Origin of the sequence: Cryptobacterium curtum DSM 15641 (assembly GCF_000023845.1) — a bacterium.
GTDB classification, from domain to species: Bacteria; Actinomycetota; Coriobacteriia; order Coriobacteriales; family Eggerthellaceae; genus Cryptobacterium; species Cryptobacterium curtum.
On the sequence record NC_013170.1, the window covers coordinates 846,070 to 869,307 of the forward strand.

The 23,238-nt window shown below is 48.9% G+C and carries 20 protein-coding genes; 4 read left to right on the top strand and 16 right to left on the bottom strand.

The window, feature by feature from the left end; genetic code table 11:
* Nucleotides 1-6: 6 nt before the first annotated feature.
* Nucleotides 7-1,179: a coiled-coil domain-containing protein gene (locus CCUR_RS03640; protein WP_012803128.1), complete on the bottom strand. Its 1,173-nt coding sequence runs from the start codon at nt 1,177-1,179 to the stop codon at nt 7-9.
* 267 nt (nt 1,180-1,446) lie between these two features.
* Here CCUR_RS03640 and galE point away from each other — a divergent pair, with 267 nt between their 5' ends.
* The 3 genes from galE to CCUR_RS03655 are packed head-to-tail and all read left to right on the top strand — an operon-like array spanning nt 1,447 to nt 5,246.
* Nucleotides 1,447-2,466 (top strand): UDP-glucose 4-epimerase GalE, encoded by a 1,020-nt coding sequence (galE, locus tag CCUR_RS03645; protein WP_012803129.1) that lies wholly within the window; start codon nt 1,447-1,449, stop codon nt 2,464-2,466.
* A gap of 36 nt (nt 2,467-2,502) precedes the next feature.
* Nucleotides 2,503-4,203, top strand: coding sequence for a phospho-sugar mutase (locus CCUR_RS03650; protein WP_012803130.1), 1,701 nt, complete (start codon nt 2,503-2,505; stop codon nt 4,201-4,203).
* Nucleotides 4,204-4,247: 44 nt separating this feature from the next.
* The gene (locus CCUR_RS03655; protein ID WP_012803131.1) at nt 4,248-5,246 is read left to right on the top strand and encodes a biotin--[acetyl-CoA-carboxylase] ligase; all 999 of its coding nucleotides are present in this window, start codon (nt 4,248-4,250) and stop codon (nt 5,244-5,246) included.
* A 696-nt stretch (nt 5,247-5,942) separates the two neighbouring features.
* Here the strand turns inward: CCUR_RS03655 and dut are convergent.
* The 3 genes from dut to CCUR_RS03670 form a co-directional block, all read right to left on the bottom strand.
* Complete coding sequence (dut, locus tag CCUR_RS03660) at nt 5,943-6,392, bottom strand: dUTP diphosphatase (protein ID WP_012803132.1); 450 nt, start codon at nt 6,390-6,392, stop codon at nt 5,943-5,945.
* Nucleotides 6,393-6,395: 3 nt separating this feature from the next.
* Nucleotides 6,396-6,839: a transcriptional regulator NrdR gene (gene nrdR, locus CCUR_RS03665; RefSeq protein WP_012803133.1), complete on the bottom strand. Its 444-nt coding sequence runs from the start codon at nt 6,837-6,839 to the stop codon at nt 6,396-6,398.
* Between the two features lie 88 nt (nt 6,840-6,927).
* The gene (locus CCUR_RS03670; RefSeq protein ID WP_012803134.1) at nt 6,928-7,293 is read right to left on the bottom strand and encodes a hypothetical protein; all 366 of its coding nucleotides are present in this window, start codon (nt 7,291-7,293) and stop codon (nt 6,928-6,930) included.
* Between the two features lie 108 nt (nt 7,294-7,401).
* Between CCUR_RS03670 and lexA the strand changes: the two genes are divergently transcribed.
* Nucleotides 7,402-8,040, top strand: coding sequence for a transcriptional repressor LexA (gene lexA, locus CCUR_RS03675; protein WP_012803135.1), 639 nt, complete (start codon nt 7,402-7,404; stop codon nt 8,038-8,040).
* 245 nt (nt 8,041-8,285) lie between these two features.
* Here lexA and miaA read toward each other — a convergent pair whose 3' ends face one another.
* The 12 genes from miaA to CCUR_RS03735 form a co-directional block, all read right to left on the bottom strand.
* Entirely contained in the window at nt 8,286-9,233 is a 948-nt protein-coding gene (gene miaA / locus CCUR_RS03680) for a tRNA (adenosine(37)-N6)-dimethylallyltransferase MiaA (RefSeq protein ID WP_041225548.1), read from the bottom strand.
* Nucleotides 9,230-10,576 carry a tRNA (N6-isopentenyl adenosine(37)-C2)-methylthiotransferase MiaB gene (gene miaB, locus CCUR_RS03685; protein ID WP_012803137.1) on the bottom strand — a complete coding sequence of 449 codons (1,347 nt, stop codon included), beginning with the start codon at nt 10,574-10,576 and terminating at the stop codon, nt 9,230-9,232. The genes miaA and miaB overlap by 4 nt, the downstream gene beginning before the upstream one ends.
* A 13-nt stretch (nt 10,577-10,589) precedes the next feature.
* Nucleotides 10,590-10,919, bottom strand: coding sequence for a stage V sporulation protein S (locus CCUR_RS03690; protein WP_012803138.1), 330 nt, complete (start codon nt 10,917-10,919; stop codon nt 10,590-10,592).
* Between the two features lie 263 nt (nt 10,920-11,182).
* Nucleotides 11,183-12,304 carry an ATP-binding protein gene (locus tag CCUR_RS03695; protein WP_012803139.1) on the bottom strand — a complete coding sequence of 374 codons (1,122 nt, stop codon included), beginning with the start codon at nt 12,302-12,304 and terminating at the stop codon, nt 11,183-11,185.
* 5 nt (nt 12,305-12,309) lie between these two features.
* Complete coding sequence (rny, locus tag CCUR_RS03700; protein ID WP_012803140.1) at nt 12,310-13,887, bottom strand: ribonuclease Y; 1,578 nt, start codon at nt 13,885-13,887, stop codon at nt 12,310-12,312.
* 234 nt (nt 13,888-14,121) lie between these two features.
* Nucleotides 14,122-14,823, bottom strand: coding sequence for a regulatory protein RecX (locus tag CCUR_RS03705; RefSeq protein WP_012803141.1), 702 nt, complete (start codon nt 14,821-14,823; stop codon nt 14,122-14,124).
* Between the two features lie 9 nt (nt 14,824-14,832).
* Nucleotides 14,833-15,891: a recombinase RecA gene (recA, locus tag CCUR_RS03710; RefSeq protein ID WP_012803142.1), complete on the bottom strand. Its 1,059-nt coding sequence runs from the start codon at nt 15,889-15,891 to the stop codon at nt 14,833-14,835.
* A 176-nt stretch (nt 15,892-16,067) separates the two neighbouring features.
* Nucleotides 16,068-17,378 carry a CDP-diacylglycerol--glycerol-3-phosphate 3-phosphatidyltransferase gene (pgsA, locus tag CCUR_RS07625; protein WP_012803143.1) on the bottom strand — a complete coding sequence of 437 codons (1,311 nt, stop codon included), beginning with the start codon at nt 17,376-17,378 and terminating at the stop codon, nt 16,068-16,070.
* Nucleotides 17,371-18,804, bottom strand: coding sequence for a 30S ribosomal protein S12 methylthiotransferase RimO (gene rimO, locus CCUR_RS03720; protein WP_012803144.1), 1,434 nt, complete (start codon nt 18,802-18,804; stop codon nt 17,371-17,373). The genes pgsA and rimO overlap by 8 nt, the downstream gene beginning before the upstream one ends.
* 21 nt (nt 18,805-18,825) lie before the next feature.
* Nucleotides 18,826-19,323, bottom strand: coding sequence for a YajQ family cyclic di-GMP-binding protein (locus tag CCUR_RS03725; RefSeq protein ID WP_012803145.1), 498 nt, complete (start codon nt 19,321-19,323; stop codon nt 18,826-18,828).
* A gap of 257 nt (nt 19,324-19,580) precedes the next feature.
* Nucleotides 19,581-20,729, bottom strand: a complete 1,149-nt coding sequence (locus CCUR_RS03730) for a helix-turn-helix domain-containing protein (protein ID WP_012803146.1) — start codon at nt 20,727-20,729, stop codon at nt 19,581-19,583.
* Between the two features lie 7 nt (nt 20,730-20,736).
* Nucleotides 20,737-23,184: an FtsK/SpoIIIE family DNA translocase gene (locus CCUR_RS03735; protein WP_012803147.1), complete on the bottom strand. Its 2,448-nt coding sequence runs from the start codon at nt 23,182-23,184 to the stop codon at nt 20,737-20,739.
* Nucleotides 23,185-23,238 lie beyond the last annotated feature (54 nt).

The window sequence follows — 23,238 nt, forward strand, 5'->3', positions numbered from 1 at the left end:
TGGTGGCTAAAGAATGCGGTAGCTGACGGTGCGCAGGCCCCAAGCCTGGCAGGTGCTTGCACCAAAAGACTTAAACACACCTGGCTGCAAATCAAGCGCACGGCTACCGTTACCCATACCACCACAGTCATTGATAGTTGCTAGAACGGTTTTGCCACCATATTTAATTTCGACAGTATGCCCGAATAGCGAACGGTAACCCGGAAGCGACATCGGAACTGCAACACCCATTGAATTATCGTCGCAGCGGGCTCCCGTGGCGGTTGTGCCAGGGTTAGGGGTAGACGGGTCTGATGATCCACCGTACGCCGAAGCAATGCCCGTTTTCCATCCCGCAGTCGAATCATCACTCGTGTTGTTGTTCGGTGTTGGTGTCGGAGTAGGGGTAGGAGAGGGAGAGGGTGACGAATTTGAATTCGAGTTTGAATTATTCGTACTGTCGTTGCTGAACGTATTCCATGAAGGGTCAAACGAAGTCGTTGTCTCTTCTTGAGTTGTGGTATTACCAAGCGATTCTGATGCGGCAGCTAAAGCTGCAAGGCGAGAAGCCTGTTCACCTTGTGCATTTGTCAACTGAGACTGAGCATTTTCAACAAGGGTTTGAGCTTCAGTACGACGTTCTTCAAGTTCAGCAAGCTTTGCGTCTTGAGCATCCTTCTGAGCATTCAGTTCACTGATGAGCTGGTTATATTGCTCAACGCGTTCTTTCTGTTCCGCAATAAGATCAGCCTTTTGCTGCATAACTGCATCAAAGTACGTGACTTGCCGCAGTAAGTCGTCGAATGAAGTCGCATTTAAAAGCAACGAAAGCATAAGCGATGAATCGGATGCGCGATACTGCGAGAGTGCCACTAATCCCAGTTCATCACGACCTTCATTTACCGCCTGCTGAGCTTGCGAGGCGGCAGCGGCTGTTTCATCAATACGCGTCTGCATTGATTCTGCTTCAGCTTCAGTGGCGTGATAATCAGCAACAATTGCTTCCATCTGTGCCTCGGCCGCAGAAAGTTGAGACTGTGCTTGATCAACCGCATCCTGCATATCGTCAGCAACAGCGCTCGAAGGAAAAACGAGCAATGCGATAAAAAGGCCGATAACAGATAGAACACCTAAGGTGCGGATACTCGTACCAAAAAACGGCAGATGAGAGCGCTTCGAGGCGCGATGCAAAATATCCATGCGGACTAGTTTACCCCAAGAAAGGGCTCCACTACTGCTTTTTCACAAGCGACCCATCTGGAAGTTTAAGGAAACACACCGGTACAGCTTATAATTTGCTACTCTGGTGAGGGCCTCTTTGCGGTGCGCAGTATGCACATAAACGCGAGAAGAAAAGGTATGCCGCACGATGATGGTATATCTCCGCTTTATGATGTACACCATGTTGAAAGAAGCTACTACCTGCCGCCATGAAAGGCAACGTCAAAAGAAGAGCAAGGAGCTCACATGGAAACTATTCTAGTCACTGGCGGAACAGGCTTTATTGGAAGTCATACCTGCGTCGAGCTAATTGAAGCTGGTTACGATGTCGTCGTTTTTGATAATCTCGTAAATTCAAAAGCTGAGTCACTTAATCGTATTGAGCAGATTACTGGTGTGCGCCCGCGGTTTTACCAGATAGATATGCGTGATCGAGCTGGTCTTGAAAACCTTTTTGAGCAAGAAAACATTTCGGCAGTTATTCATTTTGCTGGACTAAAAGCAGTCGGTGAAAGCGTTTCGCTGCCCTGGGAGTATTACGAAAACAATATTACCGGTTCCTTAATACTGTTGGATGTCATGCGGTCGCATGGGGTAAAGAATCTCATTTTCAGTTCGTCGGCAACTGTGTATGGGGACCCAGCATTTGTGCCGATTACTGAAGACTGCCCGCTTGGTGAGGTCACGAATCCGTACGGCCAGACAAAAAAGATGCTTGAGCAGATTTTGCGGGATCTACAGCGTGCTGATGACGAGTGGAATATTACGCTTTTGCGGTACTTTAACCCTATTGGTGCGCATGAGAGTGGATTGATGGGCGAAGACCCTAATGGCATACCGAACAACCTTATGCCATATATCACCCAGGTGGCTTCTGGCAAGCTCGAACGGCTTGGCGTGTTTGGCGACGATTATGACACGCCTGATGGAACTGGTGTCCGCGACTACATTCATGTGGTCGATCTGGCACGCGGTCATGTCAGTACACTGGCGGCCACAAAAGGGAAACCTGGTATCCATGTTTGGAATCTTGGCACGGGACGTGGCTACAGTGTTCTTGAAGTGGTTCATGCCTTCGAACAGGCGACGGGTAAAAAGGTTCCCTATGCCATCTTACCTCGTCGTGCTGGCGATGTGGCAGAATGCTACTCAAGCGCTGATGCGGCAAAACGTGATTTGGGCTGGGAAGCGAAGTTTGACATCGAAGACATGTGTCGCGACGCCTGGCGCTGGCAGATGATGAATCCCAACGGATACGAAGAATAACATTCGTTGCCTATACGCATGCTGAAAGAGGCCAACATGAATGAAATCAAGTGTGAAGCGCTCCGATGGCGCGAGTGTGCTAAGGATAGCGACATTATCCGTGAACTTGATGAACTGCTTGATGGTACTCATGATCAAGCACTTGCTGACGCGTTTTTCCAAAATCTTTCGTTTGGTACGGCAGGCTTACGCGGCATTATTGGCGCTGGAACCAATCGCATGAATATCTATACGGTGGGTAAAGCGACCCAAGGGCTGGCGAATTACCTCAATGCAACGGTTAAAGATGCGACACCCTGTGTCGTTATCGCTCGTGACAGCCGTCTAAAAGGGGAGCTTTTCGCGCGCCGTGCCGCTTGCGTACTGGCAGCAAATGGCATTGCCGTGCGTATGTTTCCACGTATTGAACCAGTACCTGCTTTAAGCTATGCCGTGCGCTTTTTAGAGGCAACAGCAGGTATTGTGCTGACGGCAAGCCATAATCCTGCTCCCTACAATGGATATAAGGTCTATGGCGCTGATGGCTGTCAGATGACAAGCGATACGTCTGCAGAAATTTCTGCCGCTATCGATCACATTGATGCATTTGACGACGTACAAGACGGCAACTTAGACGATTTCGTTTCGCAAGGCCTGATAACGTTTGTTCCTGATGCAGTACTTGATAACTTTCTTGATGCAACACTCGCAGCACGTATGTCTGATCCAATTTCGCCTGAAAATCCTTCAACCTTACGTGTAACCTATACACCGCTCTGCGGTTCTGGTTTGGAATTGGTGAGTAAGGTATTCGATCGTCTTGACATTGACGACGTACACATTGTGCCCGAACAGCGCAATCCCGATGGCACTTTTCCAACCTGTCCATATCCAAATCCCGAAGTGCGCCAAGCCCTCGAAATGGGCATTGCGCTTGCCCGTCAAACTGGTTCGGATCTCCTTTTAGCGACCGATCCAGATGCCGATAGAGTTGGAGTTGCCTGTCGAGGTAAAAACAACGATTATGACCTCATTTCAGGGAATGAAATGGGTGTTCTTCTGTTTGACTATCTCTGTCGAGCGCGTAAAGAAGCGGGTATCCTTCCCGAAAAGCCAGTTGTTGTCAGTACTATCGTATCAACTGCGCTACTCGATGCTATTGCTGCCGATTATGGTGCAACAGTCATTCGGACACTGACCGGATTCAAATATATTGGCACCGTGATGAATCGCCTTGAGGCTGTGGACGAATTAGATCGCTTCATACTTGGTTTTGAAGAGAGTTATGGCTACCTTGGCACGCAGTTAGTGCGTGATAAAGATGCGGTTTCTACCTGCATGTTTATCTGTCAGATGGCACAATTCTGGAAGGGGAGAGGGAAGAGCCTTTCAGAAGCGCTGGAATCGTTGTATCAACGTTATGGGTTCTACGAAAATCGCACCATCAGCATTGCGTTTGAAGGTGCTGCCGGTGCTCAGGAAATGGCACAACTGATTGAACGTTTGCGATCACATCCCTTCAAAAATATTGCCACGTGGCCAGTGAGGGAATACATCGATTATCAGCAGGGGGTTGCCGATCTTCCACAGGCTGATGTGCTTGAATTTCGTATTGATGAAGGGTGTAAGGTCATTATCCGACCTAGTGGTACCGAACCAAAAATAAAGGCGTATCTGTTTGGTAAGGCTTCGTCACAATCTGAAGCGCTTACTCTACTCGATACACTTGAAGGTGCGATTCGTCAGGTCCTTCAGTGAGCACAGCACCGAACACAACGCACACATCCGCTCTTAAGGAACAAGTGCGTGTCATTCTCGCTCAAAGTTCCTGCACACGCGTACACGATGGGTGGGTATCAGGCGAAGAACTTGCTGCATCATGCCAGGTTACTCGAGCGGCTGTTTGGAAGGCCATTAAACTGCTTGAAGCAGAAGGTCTTACAATTGAAGCAGTTCGCAATAGAGGTTATCGACTTGCTAACCCCTGTGACCTTATGACAAAAGACGGTATTGTCGGGTTACTTGATCCACACAGCACGACGCAGACACAGCTACACGTACTCCAGCAGACAACAAGCACCAATGATGATGCCCGAAAACTTGCAGAGGCAGGAGCGGCACCTTTTACCTGTGTTATAGCTGCCAAACAAACAGCTGGTCGTGGCAGGAGAGGGCGCCCGTTCTTTTCCCTGGGAGATGCGGGTGTCTATCTGAGTCTCGTATTGCGTCCAAACTGTCCGCTTGATCAAGCGGGCTTTATCACGGCTGCGGCAGCTGTTGCCGTTTGTAGAGCTATTGATTCAGTGAATGGATTGCCTGATCAGCCCCAAATAAAATGGGTAAATGACATTTATCTTGGACAGAAAAAGGTTTGCGGTATTCTTACCGAGGCGGTTTCTGACCTTGAAAGTGGCAGTCTTACGTTTGCGATTGTCGGCATTGGCATCAATGCGTACGAACCTCTTGGTGGGTTTCCATTAGCCTATAGCAATCGTGCTGGTGCGCTATGGCAACAAGTTCGCTGGCAAGGACGTAATACGCTAGCTGCAACGCTTATCAAAGAGCTTGTTGCTCTTTATCAGATGGACGATTTATCTGCGATTGTTGATGAGTACCGACAACGTTCATTTCTTGTAGGGCATGAGGTTACCGTTGTTAGTGGAGTACATGATGGGAAAGTCGCACACGTCATTGATATTGATGCCGACCTTCGGTTATGTTTGCGTTTTAGCGACGGATCAATTGATCGACTTGCTTCTGGTGAAGTAAGTATCAGACCGCATTTTCCAGAGTCTGTATAAGTTGATCAATACACTTCATACGCAACAACAGAACCAGCAGCGCATGCTGTCAAAGCGATGTCTACCTAATCTATTGCGGAATGTCTGCCAACTGGCTTAGTTTAAACGGCCATATCCAACGTCTACGAACTAAAGAATATGCGAGCTATATAACAACAGAGAAGGATGTCTCGCAGCGGTATAGGGTATTACTACCATACGCTATATCTCACTAGTAGGTGCTCTGTCCAAATTCAATATCTCATTCTTTAGTTTACATAACATATATTATCAATTATTTAAGTAACGTCATGCTAACGCTATTACTCATACGGATGCTAAGTCTTTTACGTAAGAATTTTATTGTCTATCCGTGCTTGCGTTAAACGTTTAAATTGCTTGTACGTTTTATTGCTCGTTAGCTATCAGTTCAACGTGCAAAATTATTTCTACGCTATCTCGCTGTCTGGTGTTGTTTAAGCCATGACCACTGCTTATTGGAACGCCTTCGGATTTCAAAGGCTACTGTTTTCATCTATACACTCAGAGAACCGGTTTTGTTCTACAAAGACACGTATAAGCCAATATCGGTTCATAAAACAGCGGATATGGCGCAGATTAACGTAATTAATGGATTAAAAATAGCTTTTGAACTGGTTATACGCATTCTAAGCCGTTTTAAGGCCTACTTTTACACTTTTATGATACTCAGTTAGTCTAATTGAGGCCACTACTACCAAATCCACCCGTCCCGCGTTCAGTTTCATCGAGTTCGTCTGTCTCGATAATTGTTGGAGACTCAACTTTCATGATAACCAACTGAGCGATGCGATCTCCAACCTGTATGTTAATTGGTGTATGAGGATCAAGATTGATAGCGATACACTTCAGTTCACCACGATAGCCGCTATCAATAAGTCCGGGCGTATTAACTAGTGACAAACCATGTTTAATGGCGGATCCACTTCGTGGAAGAACAAAACCGGCATACCCATGAGGTATTGCAACAGCAAGTCCTGTTGGGATAAGAGCTCGTTCGAATGGTTGAAGTGTAAGCGGAGCTGAAGCGCGCAAATCGATACCAGCATCACCGGCATACGCAGCATGCGGTATAACAGCTTCGGCCGTTAACTTTTTAATCGGCAAAGGGATTTGAGTGGTATCCATAAACTAGAGACCTTTCAAGGCTTTAGCAAACTCATCGACCGTTTTGAAATCTTTATACACGCTTGCAAATCTGATGTAAGCAACCTCATCAAGATCAGCAAGACGCGCAAGAACCATATCGCCAAGTTCTTTTGACTGGATTTCAGTGCGATTGCTGTTACGCAATTCTGCTTCGAGGTCATCAACAAGATCATTTACCTGTTCAGGGGCAATATGACGCTTCGCGCAAGCAATATACACACCATGAAGAATTTTATCGCGATGATATACCTCAGATGAGCCATCGGACTTCAAAACGATAAGGGGATTTTCACCGAGCCGTTCGTAGGTAGTAAAACGACGACCACATGAAAGGCATTCGCGACGACGGCGTATAGAAGCCCCATCCTCTGAAGGTCGAGAATCAACTACTTTTGAATCAGTGTTTCCACATGAAGGGCAACGCATGTCAGTCCTCTCGGTTTGTGAGACGGCATGCATTATAACATCACGTTTATGCGAGCTGATACAACTGGTTAGATATGATTTGCTGTACTTAGAGAATAGCAATCAGTGCACCAGCGGCAATAAGAACATAGACCGCAGCGGCACCAACATTTGTGAACAATGACGGTTTTTCACGATAGCCATAGCCACTTAAATCATGCTTCTTAATATCGGCGGCGATATCGCTTGTCCGAACGAAGTCAACAGCCTGATAAAAAAGACGCTGGGTGGTATCGATAAAGCGCATAACTTTGCTGTATAAAATGTCAGATATGGCTGGTTCATACAACTGTTCTGCTTGCGCAAATGTGCGCTGTGCCTGGGCGAAATCGATAACGGATACCGTCGGTGCTTTATGAGCAGCAACCAGTGCTGAGGAACCCATCACTCGGTAGTCACGCTGTGATCCGTTCATTTTCGCTCCTTCTGACTTGATAAGAACTTCTGTTCGTGTATACTCTAAATCGAACAAAAGTTCTTGTCAATGAAAAATCAAACATTTGTTCGTAAAAAGGAAATGAACATGAACGATCTGACAAAACGCCAGCAACAGGTACTTTCTTGCATTGAAGAATTTATTGAAGAAAAGGGATACGGTCCAACCGTGCGCGAGGTCTGCAATAAATTAGGCCTGCGCTCCCCTTCTACCGTTCATGTGCATCTTCGTGCTCTCGAAGAAAAGGGGCTTATTAATCGTGATCCGCTGAAATCGCGCTCTATTACCCTCACAGGTGCTGCTGCGGAATCTATGGGACAACCTTCTGCGCTGGTCGACACCCCCTACAACGTTGTTACGTTGCCCTTAGTGGGCGATGTAGCTGCAGGAGAACCGATACTAGCTGAAGAAAACATTACCGATCATATTTCACTTCCAACGGAAATTGTCGGCGATGCTGCTTCATTTCTTCTTTCCGTTCACGGCGAATCAATGATTGAAGCCGGTATCAATGACGGCGATTATCTTGTAGTAAAGGAACAACCCACCGCAGTAAATGGCGAAATTGTTGTTGCACTTATCGATGACGGCGCCACCGTTAAACGCTTCTATCGCGAGGCAGACCATATACGGCTTCAGCCTGAAAATTCATCGATGGAACCGATTATTGTTCGGGATTGCACGATTGTCGGCAAGGTTGTGGCACTCTTCAGACCGATACGCTAAGCGAGCCCCTACCCTACAAGTTTTCAAGAAAATAGATACAAGACGCGTATCCAACTAGTGCCCCATCAAAAGGGTGTATTTACGTGCAATACAAAGTTAAATTGATACCCGTATTCCTCAGGGAAAGAATGGGTATCTCCTTTTGCTGCATCGATTATTTATTTGGTAGACAAACCACAGCATAGAACAACTTTTCAGATGCCTACATAGCATATGAAACGTTCCTTTATCGAAAGTGAACATCTCTATACCGTACAGATAGCAAGTGCCTGGGCAAGTATGTCTGACACAGCTCTATTAGTACCATCAATCCAATGAATGCGCGTGTCTTTGCGAAACCAGGTGCGTTGCCGTTTGGCATATTGCTTTGTCGCTGTTTTAATCTTTTCAATAGCCTCATCAAGCGTACAGAGTCCATCAAGAAAGGCCACTATTTCTTTATAGCCAATTGCCTGAGGAGCAGTAATACCACTGCGAAAACCGGCATCAAGCAGCCCAGACACCTCATCAACAAGACCTGCTTCTATCATCGTATCGACCCGCTGATCAATGCGCTGTCGCAGAACATCAGGATCAATAGCAATACCAATATGGGTTGCTGTATAAAATTCATCAATGGTTGCAAGTTTTTGCCGCTGATACGCATACGACGTACCCTGATCAAGCAATTCAAATGCGCGGATAACGCGCTTTGTATCATGTGGATGAATGACCCGCGCCGAATCGGGATCGCGCACAAAAAGACGTTGCCACAATGCTTGACTGCCTTCTGCCTGCCATAGCGCCAGATACGTATCACGTATTGGATTATTAACTTGCTCACCCGCGGGAAAGGTATAGTTATCAATAACGGCACGAATATAAAAACCAGTCCCACCACACAGTACACAGGGGCGATTTTCTTGCGCAAGTTCATCGATAATGGACCGGCCATAGGTCTGAAATATAGCAGCTGAAAACGGCTCACCAGGATCAACAAGGTCAAATCCATAATGATCAACAACACGTTCGGCTGGCGGTAACTTTCCTGTTCCAATATCCATACCGCGATACACCTGCATGCTATCGGCGCTTAAGACCGCTCCTGAAATAGCTTGTGCCACCGCCTGTGCAAGATCAGTTTTACCTGAAGCAGTTGGACCGCAGATGACCAGAGGATGCGGTCTGTGCGATGCAAGCGTGTTTTGAGTCACGACTGCATACTTCCCCGTAGATACCACGTGCGTGCTTCTTCAATATGCGCAGTAACAATGGTGCCTTCCCACTGCTGCAAGGAAGTACCCGCCGGAAGGGGAAGATGCACCGTTTGGTTATAAGGGCTTTTTCCTGCCATCATCGACGCATTGCGTTTGCTTATTCCTTCAATTAAAACAGGCATCGTGCGATCAAGCGACAAACGATTGCGTGCAAGCGCCCCCTCTCGAACAATACTAACCAACCGATCAAAGCGCTCTTGAATAACCGAACGCGGCGTATCATCAGGCAAGCGTGCTGCAGGAGTTCCGTCACGACGGCTGTATATAAAGGTGAATACCTGGTTATATCCAACCCGTTTGACTAATTCACAGGTCTGTTCAAAATCGTCCTCGGTCTCGCCAGGAAAGCCAACGATAATATCGGTTGACAAGGCAATATAGGGTCGTACCACACGTAACTTTTCGATAAGTCCCTCGTAGTGCTCTATGGTATAGCGACGATTCATGGCGGCAAGAATGCGATTAGAGCCACTTTGCGCCGGAAGATGAAGAGCTGGCATAAGGTTGGGCAGCGTGGCAAAGCGCTCGATAACGCCATCGGTTAAATCTTTTGGATGGCTCGTTGCAAACCGAATGCGCTCAATACCCGAAGCGGCAACAGCATCAAGAACTGCATCGAACCGCGGCGACCCATAGAGATCGCGGCCATAGGAGTTAACATTCTGCCCAAGCAACGTAATTTCTTTGACGCCTTGCTGCACATAGGCACGTGCCTGATCAGCAATTTCGTCAAGCGGTCGACTTATTTCACGACCGCGCACGTAGGGCACAATGCAAAACGTACAGAAGTTATTACAGCCAACCGTTATCGGAAGCCATGCCGCCCAGGGATGCTCGCGATCTTCAGGCAGCTCATCGTGAAATTCCGCTCGCCCATCAATAATCTCAGCGCGCCGCGAGCCTTTCTCAATCGCTGACTCAAGAAGTTGCGGAAGCGTTTCCATGTTATGTGTGCCGAAAACAACATCAACATTGTCTAACTGAGTGAGGAGTTTTTCGCCGTCACGCTGACCGATGCAACCGCCAATTGCAACAAAGCGCCGACCAAAAGGACTTCCTTTGCGCGGCGCATCATTTTTCATGGTTGCCACTTGACCCATCAGGCGTTCATCTGCCTTTTCACGTACGCAACAGGTCATGAAAATGGAAAAATCAGCTTCGGCCGGCGAAGACACCGCAATAGAGCCAAGCGATTCTAGCAGGCCAGCGATCCGCTCCGAATCGTGTTTATTCATCTGACAGCCAAAGGTGGTAATGGAAAACGTAGTATTTTCGAACATGAATAGAGAATCCTTATTGAGTAAGATCAAGAGATAGTTGTACTGCCTGATTATCTAATGGTAGAACCGTGAATTTAATGGCAGTGCGATATTCACCGTCGATAACGATATCAGCAAAGCTTGGTATACAGGCAATTTCAATGCCAATAGGCGATAAAAAGCCCCGCGAAATAGCAATTGCTTTAACCGCCTGATTAACCGCTCCAGCGCCAACCGACTGTATTTCAACCGACACATCATCTTTGACCATGCCAGCAATTGCTCCTGCCACTGACGCGGGAGAAGATTTAGACGAGACTTTGAGAAAGCCCGTCTGACGAGAGTCTTCCAAGGGCTGCGGCACGCGTACTCCTTCAGAAATGATATAGGCGCATAGAAACGCATAGGATATGATTTTGCTCTTCGTTGATATTCTATCGAGGTGACAACACGAGCGCAATTAAGTGGCTCAACTATGTGCAACCCTCACCGCATCACCATTCATGTAGTTTCGCGTGACTTTAGATGCTGACATGTTTGGTGATTCAAGTCGGTGCAAACCCTCCTGTAGTACGACGGGAGAAGAAGCTTTTACTCGTGACCGCGGTTTTGAACTAACTGTTCTGACTACTGGAGTATCACAGGAAAAGAAGCTTCGATGCGATCGCCTTTTACCTTAATATCAATGCCAATATTCGGATCGAGATAATACGCGCGCGCGAGCGGCGCCCAAGCGCGAAGTAAGGCTTCTTTGAAACGACTCTTATCATCAGCAGAAAGCCGCAGGTGGCGTTCATCGCCCGCAGCGAGCACCGTAGCGGGAGTGATTTTGGGTTTCCTCTGATGAGAACTACCCGTTTTCTTTTGAGGAGCCACACCATCACTGCGTTCAATGCTAATGGTATCCAGCACAGGAAGAAGCGGCTGTACTTCGCCATCCATAATGCGCCGTGCGCTGCGAGAAGACAGCTCCAGACCGATAGTACGTGCAATTTCAGCAAACTCTTCCGGCTCTGCCGCGCACGCAAGACGTTGAGCAGGTGCAATAGTCTGTGCATCAGAGCAAAAGGCAATCGTATTTTGCGAGAGCACGGCACGACCATACTGCCAGAGCGTCGCAGCGATCTCGATGGGTGAGCCAGCATAGACTGAACAGGCGGCACGGTCGAGATATGCAAATTCAGCGATGACTCGATTGATGTTCTTGGGACCGCGCACCGTTAGTGTTCCAGATTCCGTAAAAGAAAACTGCGGATGGGCACTTTGATCGCGTTTTTCAGGAAGGTTTCCAAGATCAGTTTCAACAACAAATGAAGAACCGCCGGCAAGCGTTGATGCTGCAACAAATGCCTGTGCCGCATTCATTTTGATGGCATAGAGCGCCATACCGCGTCCGTGAATGCCCCAAGTATCCATGTGAACGCTATCAAGCTTACTTGTGACGCGTGCTTCAAAGATTGTTTCTTGGAGTTCGTCAGGCACCCCATCGCCGTCGTCAATCATCGTAATGCGACGCGTTGATTCAGTGCGTGAGATGGCAACAAAGATCAGCTTGGCGTGCGCATCACGCGCATTGCGCAGCATTTCGATGACAATATCTTCCGTACCACGGATGTCATGCTTGGCTTGACGACGCTCAGCTTCAGCAGAACGGAGACGGACGAAACCACATCCAAGATCATCTTCGACCCGCAAGTGGGTATCGCCCGTTACCGCTTCAATAAAATCTGAGAGATCAGATTCAGACATAGTGGCTACTTTGCGATGTCGACTGCACGACTCTCGCGAATAACCACGACCTTCACCTGGCCGGGATACTGCATTTCATTTTCGATCTGCTGCGCGATATCGTGAGCAAGTACGGTGGTAGCGGCTTCGTCAACTTCTTCAGGTTTAACCATAACACGCACTTCACGACCAGCCTGAATAGCATAGGTGCGCTCAACACCTTTGTGCGCATTGGCGATTTCCTCAAGCTTTTCGAGACGCTTAACGTACGCGTCGAGCGTTTCTTTACGAGCACCAGGACGGGCTGCTGAAACAGCGTCAGCCGCTTGAATAATGACATCCAGCACGCTATTCGGTTCGACGTCGTTATGATGAGCTTCAATAGCATGTACGATCTCGGGACGTTCACCGAAGCGTCGAGCTAAATCAGCACCAATAACCGCATGACCGCCCTCAACTTCATGGTCGACCGCTTTGCCGATGTCATGCAAAAGTCCTGCGCGCTTCGCCGTAATGGGATCAATACCAAGTTCAGAAGCGATCACGCCAGCAATATAGGCAACCTCAAGACTATGGTTGAGGACATTCTGTCCGTAGCTTGTACGATAGCGTAAACGTCCGAGCGTATGGACGAGTTCAGGATGAAGATCGTGCATACCTGTGTCGAATGCCGCTTGCTCTCCCGCTTCTTGGACACGCTGGTCAACAAGCTTTTCAGCCTTCTTAAACATTTCTTCGATACGAGCTGGATGAATACGACCATCGGCGACAAGGTTTTCCATCGTTACGCGGCCAATTTCACGCCGTACCGGGTCGAAACAGCTGATAGTCACACATTCTGGGGTGTCATCAATAATGAGATTAGTGCCTGTGAGTTGCTCGAATGAACGAATATTGCGTCCTTCACGCCCAATAATGCGACCCTTGAGTTCATCAGAGGGGATGTGAATTGTCGACACTGTTACCTCGGCAGCATGGTCAGCAGCAACGCGTTGAATAGCAAGTGAAAGGATTTCACGAGCTGTCTTATCAGCTTCTGCTTTTGTGCGCGCCTCCGATTCACGGATGATGGCAGCAGACTCATGAGCGAGTCCGTCCTTAAGATTATTGAGCAATTCATCTTTCGCTTCGTCAGCAGTCATACCCGCAACAGATTCGAGCTTACGATTAACTTGCTCATATTCTTCATCGAGGTTATCGCGACGTTGTTGAAGTTCGCGTTCGCTTTCCTGTAAATCGCGATTACGCTTTTCCACCTGACCTTGCATGCTTGAAAGCTGATGTTCTCGTGCATCAAGCGAATCGCTTCGGTGGTCAAGTGATTTTTCACGTTGGTTTAGGCGGTCTTCTGCTGCACGCACTTCCTTAAGGCGATCGGCCTTTTCTAATTCGACCGACTGTCGGAGTTTTAACGCCTCGTCCTTTGCTTCGATTTCAGCTTCACGTCGAAGCGCGTCTGCTTGTCGTCGTGCATCTTCTAAGAGCGTACGTGCTTCTTCTTCAGAACGATGCTGTGACTTTTGGGTGCTTTGGCGCATGACGATGACGGCCACAATTGCCGCAATCGCAATAACAATTGCAACAATGAGGATGATTTCAGACATCCGCTCTCCCCTTCCATACTCGTAAGTTCACAAGCCAACAAGGGTATAGCCTCGCTGGCGACCATGAGAACAGATGCCGTTGCAATAATGATGCGACCCTATGCAGTTTTGCCTATATGGGATGCCTCGAGGGCATAATTTCTCACGTGTTTACATAATACGAGTTGAACGGCTGGTATTCAAAGCAAACACTGAAAAGCTGCAATATCACTAGAAAGCACTCTTTTCGTTGCGTTAGTTTGAACTTGTCACAGAGTTAGAGCTTTCTGAATACAATGCTTCATTCGCCCACTGGCGAACCGCTCGAGCAGCCGCATCCGGTGGAAATCCGCGTGAAATGAGTTTGCGCCAAGCGGCTTGACGCATATCTCGTGCATGTGGTGGACGCGTACAGAGAAGCTGATACGCCCGTTTCATTTGATCTTCTGACGACAATCCAAACGCATCAGGCCATCCCTTAAGACTCTCGACGGCTATATCCTGCATGGCAAGAAACTGTGCGATCGTGCGTGAGCCTTTTCCTTGGGCCACATGGGCACGTATATAGGATTCCGCAAACCGTATGTCATTAACCAATCCACAGGCACAACAACGTGCCAGTGCAGCTTCTATATCTTCGGTATCGTAGCCGTCACGTTTCAAGCGCTCGCGCAATTCAAAACAGGATCGATCGCGCAAAGTACAGAGCTGCACAATACGATCGAAAGCTGGTTTAGTCGGCTGTGTGGGTGACGTATCATTCGAATCAAGATTGTCCTGATCACTCGAAGAGAATCTGGTAGCACGAATACTCCCGTTTGCAGTATGCGCATACCGTGCCCGACGAGAGCCAGACCGTCGGCGATTACTCCGACGACTACTATTTTTTCGCTGTCGAGTACAGTGCTCGTCAGGGTCGAAGCAGGCAAACGCCGAGTTGAACTGATTAACGTCCATTTGAGGAATTTACCGCTTTTTCGTCGGCTTTGGCACGGGGGTTACCTCGGCTGAAGCAACCTGGTCGGGAAGCGCAATCTCATACTCTTCGCGCACCTTCGCTTCAATTTCCTCGCGTAAATCAGGATGTTCTTCAAGCGTGTGTTTTGCGGCTTCACGACCTTGGCCAAGACGCTCTTCACCATACGTGTACCAGGCACCACTTTTCTTAGCGATACCACACTCAACAGCCATATCTAAGATGCAGCCAGTTTTTGAGATGCCTTCACCGTATATCAGATCAAATTCGGCCTGACGAAATGGTGGTGCAACTTTATTCTTTACCACCTTTGCCCGCACGCGGTTACCGATCGTTTCGCCATTAAGTTTGACGTAGTCACACCGACGAACATCAATGCGTACACTACTGAAGAACTTAAGCGCACGACCGCCGGTTGTAGTTTCGGGATTGCCAAACATAATGCCAATTTTTTCACGTAATTGATTGATGAAAATACAGGTTGTATTGGATCGTGAAAGTGATCCAGCAAGCTTACGCAGTGCTTGACTCATAAGACGCGCCTGAAGACCGACGGTTGTTTCCCCAATCTCGCCTTCGATTTCGGCGCGGGGAACCAACGCTGCTACCGAGTCGATAATCACACAATCGATCGCACCGCTGCGCACGAGCATGTCGCATATTTCAAGCGCTTGCTCACCGGTATCAGGCTGACTGATCAATAGATCGTCAACATCAACGCCAAGACGAGCTGCATAGACCGGGTCAAGTGCATGTTCGGCATCAATAAATGCGGCAATACCGCCAAGTGCCTGGGCTTCTGCAAGAATATGAAGCGCTAAGGTTGTCTTACCACTTGATTCTGGGCCGTAGATTTCAATGATGCGTCCACGTGGTACACCCCCAATGCCAAGCGCTGCATCGAGCGGTAATGCACCAGTAGGAATAACGCCCACTTCAAGGCTATGATCATTTTCACCGAGTTTCATGATGGTGCCGCGACCGAATCGCTGCTCTATTTGATCGGTAGTGATCTTGAGCATCTTTTCTTTTTCGTTGGACTGAGCCATTTCTTCCCCTTCACGTCCGGTTGAGGCCGTTCTTAATTATACGAACATCCGTTTGTGTGTCAAGAAATCTTATCGGAACTCATAGTACCTGTTAACGTTGGCAGTTATGTGTCAAAAGTCTGGCGCCCATGATGCGTTAACCGAGCCAACTGAGTCACAAACTCATAAACCTGAAACTACTGACTGAGTGCTGCTTCTATTAATTGGAGTGCCCGAATAACGGTTTGTGCCCGTACCTCGGCGCGAGTGCCCTTGAAATGTTCCTCGTACGCTTGAACCCCGTCTGCCTGCGCAAGCGCAAGCCAAACGGTTCCCACTGGCTTGCCTTTTACCGCACCACCTGGCCCAGCGATGCCAGTAACTGAAACAGCAATATCGGCACCCATTTGCGTGCGCGCACCAGATGCCATTTGACAGGCTACTTCGCGGCTGACTGCCCCATATTCGACAAGAGTGGCAGCTTTGACGCCAAGCAGTTGTTGTTTCATTTCGTTTGAATAGGTGATTGCCCCACCAACAACCGACGCGGAAGAGCCTGGAATAGATGTAAGAGCAGCACCAATAAGCCCACCCGTACAACTTTCAGCCGTTGCAAGCTGCACGTGATTCCCCGCAAGTCTAATAACCTGCGTAGCAAGGTGGGTGATCTGTTCTTCAAAACAAGCGGGAACGAGAATGTCGTTTTCATCTATACTGCCTGCAGTATCGGTTGTCTTGTTCCGATTATCCGTACTATCAGCGGTTTTGTTTGCCTGATCACTTTCACCTATACTGCCTGCAGTATAGGTTATTTTGCTGGTATCGCACGCCGCATCAAAAGAAACAGATTCAGTACCAGACCCTAATGACGTGACTTCTTCTGTTGTAGTAGCCGCTGTAAAGCCCATGACTTCCACTGCTTTCATCAGGTAATCGAGCATTGATACAATCGTCAAAATCAATGCCGCCACCATCACCGTCCACGACAGCACATAGAAAGCGGTGCTGCTGGCAATAGGCTGACTGCTTTTAATAATGAAAAGAAGAATAGCCACAATTTGCAGGACAGTTTTTGCCTTCCCATACCAGCTTGCTGCAATAACTACGCCCCTGCTGGCAGCCACCATACGAATACCGGATACAATAAATTCCCGCGCCAAAATGATAAGCGCTGGCCACGACGGCAGTGATCCCAGCTCTATCAGAGCAAGCAAGGCTGCAGCGACAAGTATCTTATCTGCGAGCGGATCCATAAATTTACCGAGTGCCGTAACCTCATTGCGACTGCGTGCGAGGTATCCGTCGATTGAATCGGTCACAGATATAAGAGCGAACACACCAGCTGCAACCCATGGTTTCCAAGTCGCTGCATCAGGCCACGCATTAAGCCAATCGGGCCAAGGACTCACAATAGCAACAACAAATACCGGTATCAGCAAGATTCTCAGCAGTGTTACCTTATTGGCTGGTGTCCAGAGTGTATCTACTTCGTCGCTGCGCTTAGACATGACATTCGCCCTCCATTTCATAGAGGAACGTATCGGTAATATCCACCTGAACGATCTCACCCACCTGCCCGTGATCAAGGTAGACGACACCATCAACATCTGGCGCTTGACACTGCGCTCGACCAATAAGTCGTCCGTCTTCTTCACAGCCAAGCACTAAGACATCCATCGTGCTTCCAATGCGCTTGGCAACTCGCATCTGCGAATGAGCATCAGCCACATCACGCAGGCGCTGTGCGCGCTCTTGTTTGATGGCTTCGTCAACCTGGTCAGAAAGCCGCGCGGCTCGCGTTCCCTCTTCCTGCGAGTACGCAAACACACCAACATAGTCGAGATCTGCTTCGTCGATGAATTCAAGCATTTCTTCAAAGTCTTCGTCGCGTTCACCCGGGTAACCAGCGATCATGGTGGTGCGCAGGGTAATACCCGGCACACAAGAACGTACGTGCTCGATAAGCGTTTGATACCCAGCGCGACTCCCCCGCCGATTCATCGAGGTCAAAAGACGCTCGTCGGCATGCTGAAAAGGAATATCCAGGTAAGAGCAAATATTATCGTGCGATGCCATAGCAGCAAGAAGTTCGTCAGTTACCCCTTCAGGTTGCAGATACATCACGCGAAACCACGTGTCAGGATGTAGCTCGGCAAGACGAGCCATCAAGCAAGCTAGTGTTGAAGGCTGGTCAAAATCCTGTCCCCATCGTCCGGTATCTTGAGCAATAAGAACAATTTCACGTGCACCCGAATCGATACAACGCGTTACTTCTGCCTCGATTACCTCAAAGGTAAAACTATGATAGCGACCACGAATAAAAGGAATAGTGCAGTAGCTGCAAAAGCGGTCACATCCATCCGATATCTTGACATAGGCGCTGTACAGCGGATCGGAAGAAGCGACAACGGGAATGGATGAAGCACCCGGCGCATACGACGATTTCGGTCGATCTATCAGCTCGTCGACAACCGAAAGAATATCATCTTCTTTACTGCAGGGAACAAACCGACTTGCTTCAGTAAGAGAATCGGAAAGATCATCCCCATAGCGTGCTGGCATGCAGCCAGCAACGACAATCTTCGCTTGCCCTGAACGGACACGTTTCAGATCAGCAACCTCGAAAATAGTTTCAAGACTTTCTTCAGTGGCTGCTTGTATGAATGAGCAGGTATTGACGATAATCACATCAGCTGCGGTAGGGTCGTTAATAACAGACCAACCACCTTCTTGGAGTTGGCCGCGCATCTTGGCTGAATCAACTTCGTTTTTTGCGCATCCCATCGTGATGATGCAGGCATTGGGTATGCGAGAAGTTCCCCAAACATCTTTGTGTATCGACTTGTTTGGAGCAGTTGCAGCGTTCAAATTACCCTGAACACCTTTATCAGCCTGACTGCTACGGGTATCTGTACCTGCTGTTATTTCTTGCATGGATGGTATCTCCTGCAAGTCTTAGCGATAGTTCGAAAACTGCAGGGGTTGTCCGTAATCGTTTGATTTCACAAAAGCAATAACTTCCTGCAAGGTATCGCGTGAAGCGCTGCTTATCCGCAGTTTGTCACCTTCGATTTGCACTTTTGCCTTAAATTTTTGCGCTTTGATATCTTTATTAATCGCTTGCGCACACTCACGATCAATGCCTTCGATGAGCTTACCGCTGCGACGCACCGACCCACCTGACGCTGATTCTGATGATCCCCATTTCACCGCAGCAAGATCAATGCCGCGTCGAGACAGCTTGCTGGTAATGATGTCCTGAACCTGTCCAGCTACGAAATCACTGGGCGCCGTAATAGTGAGTGTCGCTGTCTGCTTATCGAACGCGATAGTTGACCCCGAATCCTTGAGGTCGTAGCGCTGTGTTATTTCTTTCTTTGCTTGGCCATAAGCATTATCAACTTCTTGTAAGTCAATGATCGACACGATATCAAAGCTTGATTCCTTTGCCATAACGCCCCCTTTATTCGAACCGACAAGGCACTCATCAGTCTCAACTACTATTATGCTATTGGTCTATCGTAGCAGATGGCTATCGCAGCGCATGAATCGCTTATGTCATTGCGATAATTCGACAGATGAAGCACGCGCATTCGGGCATAGTGCGCACGTAAACAAAGCTATCAACCCTTACCTCAGAAAATAGTGGCGTTGTAGATAACCTCACTGAGATGCATTAACGAGACGATAGTTTGTCCGTTATAGCAGCGTCACGACGATGCTGAGGTTGCTGTTGAAGTCGCCCGTCCAGAAGAGTGCGTCTTCTCCCACTCAGCCAAGATATCGCTAAAGCGATAGGTGGTATTTACAATACCTTTTGCATTTTCTTCAAGCGTCACCGCTTCACCATTGATTTTAACGGATATCGCCTTCCGCTCTGAGCAAACCAATTTGAGCGAATCCGTAAAATCATACGATCCAGAAGCCGGGCCGTTTACATCACCAGCGGTCTGCCGAGTACCATCGACATATATCTCAAGGTAGGTTGAAGAGCCCTGAGCAATCGTGTATTCAAATGTTCCATGGTCAGGAGCGCTTTCAGACGACGTTGTACCTGTTTGATTGCTTTCTGCCTCGGAATCTGAAGACGTATCGCTCGATTGCGACTGAGAAACGGTGGTAACCGGCATGGTTTCCACAGCAGTATTGGAAGATTGCCCGCGGCCATGGAAGAAAAATAACCAGATCAGTACCACGATCAGCAGGAGTACCGCCGCGCCGATAATAAAGGGAGCAATGCTGCGTGCTGACGTATTAGACGATATCGATGAGGCACCCGTATACTGGCTCGCCACAAAAGGAATACGACTCAAGAAGCCGCCTTCTCCTCGTTCTGACGACTCGTCACTGAACCGTCGAGTGCTCCGTGAATTCTGGGTTATGTAGGTATCTGCCCCCGTCAGACCACCGACATAGGATCCGTTTTGCCGCGTGCGGTGAGTTTGACTCGCAGCACCTTCAGAACGGCTACGACCAGTTCGTGACGATGTATGATCGGTGCGCCCTTGCGTCCGTGAAAGACGAGAAGAAGAACGACGCGAGAGACGTGAAGACTCGACATCGTCAGGCATATCGATGCCTGAACTCCGTCGATGTTGCTGCGAAAGGCTCGCTTGATAGGCGTAAAGTTCTTCGATAAACATCCCGGTTATCTCAGTTGGATTTAAACCAAGATAGCGTGCATATCCGTTTACCATATTGCGAGTATATCCACGTGGCGGCATCGCAGCAAAATTACCATCCTCGATAGCACGCAAGATATCAGGGCGGATGCGCAAGCGGCGCGCCGTGGCGTTGAGGCCGAGGCCCTTGCGTTCACGTGTCTGGCGTAGTATCTCGCCAAAGCCGATCTCGTCCATCTACTGTCTACTCTCCGGAATCCTCATCGTTCATTTCAAATGCCTTGAGGGTTTCCAATTCCATTGTGTCAACGAGTACCTCACGGGGTTTGCTGCCATTGGGCGGCCCCACAATACCCTTTTCTTCCAACATATCCATTATACGCCCTGCTCGCGAATAACCAACTTTCAGTCGACGCTGTATATTAGAGGTCGAACCAAAACCAGAATTAACCACGATTTCAGCAGCATCCCAAATAAGCGGATCGTCGGAACTGCTCCGACCACCTGACCCATCGGGCATCGTATCACCAATAGACATGACATTAGTTTGCAGGATCTCTTGATGGTATTCAGGTTCACCCTGCGCCTTCAGATGATCGACCACCGATTCGATTTCTTTGTTCGACGTAAAGCAGCCCTGCAAGCGCTGCGGTTTGGGATATTCGGGCTTGCCGTAGAGCATATCGCCATTGCCGATAAGGTTTTCAGCACCTGTTGCATCAAGAATAACGCGCGAATCGATACCAGAAGCCACCGTTAACGCCATGCGGTTTGTGATATTCGCCTTAATAAGGCCCGTCACGACATTGGTAGAAGGCCGCTGCGTGGCGATAATCATATGGATACCCGCAGCACGCGCCAACTGAGCCAACCGACTAATGCTGAATTCAACTTCTTTGCCTACGTTCATCATGAGGTCAGCCAACTCGTCGATCACAATGACAATATAGGGTATTTCTTCAGCAGCCTCATCGCCGATCATCATGCCATTCTGCGCTTTTGAGTTGTACTGAGCGATATTGCGCGCACCCACCTTTGAGAAAAGCTTAAGACGCCGCTCCATTTCTGCAACTGCCCAAGAAAGGGCGCTGGCGGCCTCTTTGCATTCGGTTACAACGGGTACATAGAGATGGGGAATGCCGTTATACGGGGTAAATTCAACGCGTTTCGGGTCGATCATAATGAAGCGCACCTCAGCTGGTGTCGCACGCATCAGGATCGACATGATCATGCCGTTGATGGCAACCGATTTACCTGACCCGGTGGTGCCAGCTACCAGCAAGTGCGGCATCTTTGCAAGGTCGTTGACGATGGGGTGCCCTTCGACATCTTCTCCGATAGCTACCTGCAGTGGACCAGCACCAGCCACATCAAGCACATCACCCAAAAAGACGGTACGTCGATTGACATTGGGCACTTCAATGCCAACGTAATTTGTGCCGGGAACAGGTGAAAAGATGCGCACACCCTGCGATGCCATAGCGAGTGCAATGTCATCGGTAAGGCCCGTAACACGACTGACGCGCACACCAGAAGGAAGCGCCACCTTAAAGAGGGTGACCGTTGGGCCAGCAGCCCACCCTTCAACCGAAACGTCCACGCCAAAATCAGCAAGCGTATCTTGCAATAACTGCGCTGTCTGGCGCAGGGTTTCTTCCCCTTCACCATCTGACGTTCGGGGGTCTTTTCGCATGAGCAAACTTGCCGCGGGAAGCTCGAAACCCTCTGACGGATGTGGAACAGCACCAGCACTGCGAGCAGGTGTCGATTGACCTCCCGCCGATTTGCTGGCGCTTTTCTTTTTGCCTAATGTTCGGGTAAGCGCCTGGGTGTCAGAACGCCCGACAGCGGCAGCAGCGCGCGAAAGCGGAGAGAGCGGTTCGGTTGGCGAAGCAGCAGAAGCGCGACCGCGCACAATACGTGCCGTTGGCATGGCATCTTCACCTTTTTGCTGCCCGGTTGCCCCTGCGCTGTTGGCAGCACGGCGTACCTTGCGCGTACGCGTCTGATACGGTTCCATGCCATTGGCTGATGCATTTTTATTTTCCGCCTGCTCTTCAGCAACTTTCTGTTGACGCATCGATCGTACTTTTTCAACCAAGCCATTAACGGAAAACCCAATAACGATAAGCGCGATGAGTATGGCCCCAATAGCCACCACGGCGGCTGCTTGCTGCCCGAAGAGCGTTAAAAGAACCCACGCGATCAGCGCGCCGGCATAGCCGCCTTGGGCGATAAGATGCCTCTCCTGAAAGAGCACATCAGAAGACGACGATGCAACATTCGGCGTAAAGACAGCAAACAACGTCAGCAACGAGAAAAAGAGGATAATAAGGCCAAGCGCAACGCGTACGCTCATTTTTTCGCCCACGCGTCCGATAAAAAGCACCGCTGCGATAAGCAGAAGAACAATTGGCAGTAGAAAAGCGCCGATACCTAATCCAATATGGAGCATATTGGAAAGCCATTCAGTCACCAGGCCGTTCGATGGTAAACAGGCTGCCAAAAACAGGACAATACCCGCAACCGCACAAATAACGCCCGCTATATCACGGCGCGACTTTTCATCAAGAAGATGATCGACATCGCCAACGCGTGCGGCCCGACTAGCTGATTGAGCCTTACGCGGTTGACGAGAAGCTGTCCGTGTATTCTTGCGCGCGGCTGCTTTTCCCTTGGCTGAACGAGCCAAACCCTGCTCCTTTATCCACGGTGCCGCCATGTGCAGCACCCGTTCTCCCCTACG

What these genes read in the sequence shown, in the direction of transcription:
- CCUR_RS03640 (WP_012803128.1), bottom strand. Translation starts at nt 1,179, where the DNA reads ATGGATATTTTGCATCGCGCCTCGAAGCGCTCTCATCTGCCGTTTTTT.
- galE (WP_012803129.1), top strand. Translation starts at nt 1,447, where the DNA reads ATGGAAACTATTCTAGTCACTGGCGGAACAGGCTTTATTGGAAGTCAT.
- CCUR_RS03650 (WP_012803130.1), top strand. Translation starts at nt 2,503, where the DNA reads ATGAATGAAATCAAGTGTGAAGCGCTCCGATGGCGCGAGTGTGCTAAG.
- dut (WP_012803132.1), bottom strand. Translation starts at nt 6,392, where the DNA reads ATGGATACCACTCAAATCCCTTTGCCGATTAAAAAGTTAACGGCCGAA.
- nrdR (WP_012803133.1), bottom strand. Translation starts at nt 6,839, where the DNA reads ATGCGTTGCCCTTCATGTGGAAACACTGATTCAAAAGTAGTTGATTCT.
- CCUR_RS03670 (WP_012803134.1), bottom strand. Translation starts at nt 7,293, where the DNA reads ATGAACGGATCACAGCGTGACTACCGAGTGATGGGTTCCTCAGCACTG.
- lexA (WP_012803135.1), top strand. Translation starts at nt 7,402, where the DNA reads ATGAACGATCTGACAAAACGCCAGCAACAGGTACTTTCTTGCATTGAA.
- miaB (WP_012803137.1), bottom strand. Translation starts at nt 10,576, where the DNA reads ATGTTCGAAAATACTACGTTTTCCATTACCACCTTTGGCTGTCAGATG.
- CCUR_RS03695 (WP_012803139.1), bottom strand. Translation starts at nt 12,304, where the DNA reads ATGTCTGAATCTGATCTCTCAGATTTTATTGAAGCGGTAACGGGCGAT.
- rny (WP_012803140.1), bottom strand. Translation starts at nt 13,887, where the DNA reads ATGTCTGAAATCATCCTCATTGTTGCAATTGTTATTGCGATTGCGGCA.
- CCUR_RS03705 (WP_012803141.1), bottom strand. Translation starts at nt 14,823, where the DNA reads ATGGACGTTAATCAGTTCAACTCGGCGTTTGCCTGCTTCGACCCTGAC.
- recA (WP_012803142.1), bottom strand. Translation starts at nt 15,891, where the DNA reads ATGGCTCAGTCCAACGAAAAAGAAAAGATGCTCAAGATCACTACCGAT.
- pgsA (WP_012803143.1), bottom strand. Translation starts at nt 17,378, where the DNA reads ATGTCTAAGCGCAGCGACGAAGTAGATACACTCTGGACACCAGCCAAT.
- rimO (WP_012803144.1), bottom strand. Translation starts at nt 18,804, where the DNA reads ATGCAAGAAATAACAGCAGGTACAGATACCCGTAGCAGTCAGGCTGAT.
- CCUR_RS03725 (WP_012803145.1), bottom strand. Translation starts at nt 19,323, where the DNA reads ATGGCAAAGGAATCAAGCTTTGATATCGTGTCGATCATTGACTTACAA.
- CCUR_RS03730 (WP_012803146.1), bottom strand. Translation starts at nt 20,729, where the DNA reads ATGGACGAGATCGGCTTTGGCGAGATACTACGCCAGACACGTGAACGC.